Annotated in this window: 3 protein-coding genes; 1 reads left to right on the top strand and 2 read right to left on the bottom strand. The window is 71.9% G+C overall.

Translation table 11 applies throughout. The features are described 5' to 3' along the window. Window positions 1–50: 50 nt before the first annotated feature. On the bottom strand, window positions 51–2,054 hold the full coding sequence (locus tag ACWGIG_RS37610; RefSeq protein ID WP_453326219.1) for a DEAD/DEAH box helicase: 2,004 nt from the start codon (window positions 2,052–2,054) through the stop codon (window positions 51–53). Window positions 2,055–2,562: 508 nt separating this feature from the next. Here ACWGIG_RS37610 and ACWGIG_RS37615 point away from each other — a divergent pair. After that, window positions 2,563–3,300, top strand: coding sequence for a ferritin-like fold-containing protein (locus ACWGIG_RS37615; RefSeq protein WP_453326220.1), 738 nt, complete (start codon window positions 2,563–2,565; stop codon window positions 3,298–3,300). 144 nt (window positions 3,301–3,444) lie between these two features. Here the strand turns inward: ACWGIG_RS37615 and ACWGIG_RS37620 are convergent, their stop codons facing one another. Continuing rightward, window positions 3,445–3,714 carry a hypothetical protein gene (locus ACWGIG_RS37620; protein WP_453326221.1) on the bottom strand — a complete coding sequence of 90 codons (270 nt, stop codon included), beginning with the start codon at window positions 3,712–3,714 and terminating at the stop codon, window positions 3,445–3,447. Window positions 3,715–3,861: the final 147 nt, after the last annotated feature.

Consider the following 3,861-nt stretch of genomic DNA (forward strand, 5'->3'; position numbering starts at 1 on the left):
CCTCCTGTCCAGGAAGCGGGGCCGTCAGCGTCGAGCAGGGGAGGAGCGGATCAGCTCTCCGGCTGGGAAGCCGGCTTGCGGACCGCGCGACGCCGGCGCGGCTTCTCGCCGTCCGACGCGGACTCGGCGGCCTGAGCCGCCTTCTCCGTCTTCGGCTTCGACGTGCGCGCAGCAGCAGGACGGCGGCGCGGCTGCGTCGTCGGCTCCGGCTCGGGCATCGGGGCCATCTGGAAGTCGACCTCGGGCTCGGCCGAGACCCTGGCGCGCACCGGGCGCTTCAGGCGCGGACGTACCGGAGCCTCGAAGACCTCGGCGGACGCATCGACGACCGGGGAGGGCGTCTTGGCGCGGGAGGACCGGGCCCTGGTCGCCCTGGCGGGAGTGGAGGCCTCGGAGGCCTCCGCGGTCCGCGTCCGGGTGCGGGTGGCCTTCTTGGCGGGTGCCGGAGCCTCGGCGACCTCGGCGGTCCCGGTGACCGCGGCGGCCTTCGTGGCCCGGGTGCGGGTACGGGGCTTGGTGGCCGCCGGAGCTTCCTCGGGAACAGCAGGAGCCACAGGTGCCTCGGGCGCCTCGACCACCGCGGTCGCGGCAGCGGAAGGCGCCGTGGCCCGCGTCCGGCGGCGGCGGCGCGGCGTGCGCGGCTCCGTACCGTCGGAGGAGTCGGAGGGGGCGTCCGCCTCAGGTGCCTCGGCCGCCGGCGTCACGGCCGCAGCCGTGGTGTCGCCCAGGTCCGAGCCGTTGCGCGTACGACGCCGCTGGCGCGGGGTGCGCGTACGCTCCGGGCGCTCCTCCACCACGGCGGCAGCCGCCGCAGGCGCGGACTTGCGGCCCCGGCCGCCCGTCTCGCCCAGGTCCTCGACCTCTTCCGCGCGCAGACCCGCGCGGGTGCGGTCGGCCCGGGGCAGTATGCCCTTGGTACCGGCCGGGATGGAGAGGATCTCGTAGAGGTGGGGAGAGGTGGAGTACGTCTCCTCGGGCTCGTCGAAGGGCAGGTCCAGCGCCTTGTTGATGAGCTTCCAGCGCGGGATGTCGTCCCAGTCGACGAGGGTGACGGCGATGCCCTTGGCACCGGCACGGCCCGTACGGCCGACGCGGTGCAGGTACGTCTTCTCGTCCTCGGGGGACTGGTAGTTGACGACGTGCGTGACGCCTTCGACGTCGATGCCGCGGGCGGCGACGTCGGTGCAGACGAGGACGTCGACCTTGCCGTTGCGGAAGGCGCGGAGCGCCTGCTCGCGGGCGCCCTGGCCGAGGTCGCCGTGCACGGCGCCGGACGCGAAGCCGCGCTTCTCCAGCTGCTCGGCGATGTCGGCGGCGGTCCGCTTCGTACGGCAGAAGATCATCGCGAGTCCGCGGCCCTCGGCCTGGAGGATGCGGGAGACGAGCTCCGGCTTGTCCATGTTGTGCGCGCGGAAGACGTGCTGCGTGATGTTCTTGACGGTCGCGCCCTCGTCGTCGGGCGAGGTGGCGCTGATGTGCGTGGGCTGCGTCATGTAGCGACGGGCCAGGCCGATGACGGCGCCGGGCATCGTCGCGGAGAAGAGCATGGTCTGACGCTTCGGCGGAAGCATCTTCATGATCTTCTCGACGTCGGGCAGGAAGCCCAGGTCCAGCATCTCGTCGGCCTCGTCGAGGACGAGCGCGCGGATGTGGGACAGGTCGAGCTTCTTCTGTCCGGCCAGGTCGAGCAGCCGGCCCGGGGTGCCGACGATGATGTCGACGCCCTTCTTGAGGGCCTCGACCTGGGGCTCGTACGCACGGCCGCCGTAGATCGCGAGGACGCGGACGTTGCGCACCTTGCCGGCGGTCAGGAGGTCGTTGGTGACCTGCTGGCACAGCTCGCGGGTCGGTACGACGACGAGTGCCTGCGGGGCGTCGGTGAGCTTCTCGGGCTTGGCCCGGCCCGCCTCGACGTCCGCGGGAACGGTGACGCGCTCAAGGAGCGGCAGGCCGAAACCGAGGGTCTTGCCCGTACCGGTCTTGGCCTGGCCGATGACGTCACTGCCCGAAAGCGCGACGGGGAGCGTCATCTCCTGGATGGGGAAGGGGGACATGATGCCGACCGCCTCAAGGGCTTCGGCCGTCTCGGAAAGAATCCCGAGGTCTCGGAACGTAGTCAGGGTGCTGCCTCTTCTGTGAGACGCGACACAAGGCGAACAACGGGGGTCGTACCGTGCCTGGGTTTTCATCCGGCCTTGGGAGGACCGGGTGGCGCGGGACCACTGCCATTGCTCTAGCGCTCGTGCCGCTGAGGGTTCCCTCGCTCTGCGATGGTGCGTGTGCACCGCCCGCACGGAGGGCTGTCGGGTCGGAGCCGATCGGGCCACCGACCGGGCATCCTCATTCGGATGGCCTGCTTTGAAAGAGCGCGCGCACCTAAGTGCGTACGCGGGGAATGCTCAGCAGGCGCATTACCACTGTACCCCGGATTCGCGCATGTGTGTTGGGTGAATTCGTAGGAATGGTGGGGCGCCGGTGGAGGCGCCGGTGCCGGCGGCGACGCGGAGGGCGGTCGCTGACCAGGCCCTTACCGGGTCCCCCGGGCGGGCTATTGTGCGCGTTATGGAGACATCTGACACCCCGGCCGACACCCCCGACGCACCCACCGGAATCGCTGCCCAGGACTGGAACACCGCGTCCGTCGAGCCGACCTACCGCGCCGCTGTCGTGGACCTCCTCGGCGCCCTCGCGTACGGCGAGCTGGCGGCCTTCGAGCGGCTCGCCGAGGACGCCAAACTGGCTCCGACGCTGGGCGACAAGGCGGAACTGGCGAAGATGGCCTCCGCCGAGTTCCACCACTTCGAGCGGCTGCGCGACCGGCTCTCCGCGATCGACACCGAGCCGACCGCCGCGATGGAGCCCTTCGCGAAGGCCCTCGACGACTTCCACCGCCTGACCGCCCCGTCCGACTGGCTGGAGGGCCTGGTCAAGGCGTACGTCGGCGACTCGATCGCCAGTGACTTCTACCGCGAGGTCGCCGCCCGCCTGGACACCGACACCCGCTCGCTGGTGCTGGCCGTCCTCGACGACACCGGGCACGGCAACTTCGCGGTCGAGAAGGTGCGCGCCGCGATCGAGGCCGACCCGCGCCTGGGCGGGCGGCTCGCGCTGTGGGCGCGGCGGCTGATGGGCGAGGCGCTGTCGCAGGCCCAGCGCGTGGTCGCGGAGCGCGACTCGCTCTCGACGATGCTGGTGGGCGGTGTGGCGGACGGCTTCGACCTCGCGGAGGTCGGCCGGATGTTCTCCCGCATCACCGAGGCGCACACCAAGCGGATGGCGGCGCTGGGGCTGGCTGCCTGATCCCGCACGGGCCGAACGGCGGCCGGGCCCGCCTCTCGTGCGACGGCCTGATCCGGCTTCTTCGTACGACGGCCTGACCCGGTCTTCGTACGGCGGCCCGGCCCGGCTCCGGGGCGGCCTCGGCCGGCGGCGCAGCGTGGAGTGCTACGCCGCGGCCGACCTGCGGCGCATGCGGCCGGCGGGGCGCAGGAGCAGCGAGAGCGACACGGCGCCCACCCCGGCCGCGCCGAGCAGCGTCAGCAGCACGTGTCCCGGGCCGATGGCCGCATGGGTCAGCACGGCGCCGAACAGGGCGCCGAGGAGGCCCGTGGTCAGGACGTGCGGACGGGCCGGCAGGCGGTCGGGCAGCCGGTACGAGGCCGCCTGGGCGAGGGTGAGGCCAAGGATGACGGAGCCGAGAGCTTCCCAGATCAACGTGGTTCCCTCCTGCACTGCAACGTGGGCAAATGGGTCGTAGCCCGTCTTACCCGGGGTGCGCGGAATACAACCCTCCCCGGTCGTGCAGTCGTACGAACGGTTCGGGGCGTGCAGGCGAACGGAGCGTGGCGCACAGAAGTACGG

The organism is Streptomyces sp. NPDC054863 (assembly GCF_053610825.1).

What these genes read in the sequence shown, in the direction of transcription:
- ACWGIG_RS37610 (WP_453326219.1), bottom strand. Translation starts at nt 2,054, where the DNA reads ATGTCCCCCTTCCCCATCCAGGAGATGACGCTCCCCGTCGCGCTTTCG.
- ACWGIG_RS37615 (WP_453326220.1), top strand. Translation starts at nt 2,563, where the DNA reads ATGGAGACATCTGACACCCCGGCCGACACCCCCGACGCACCCACCGGA.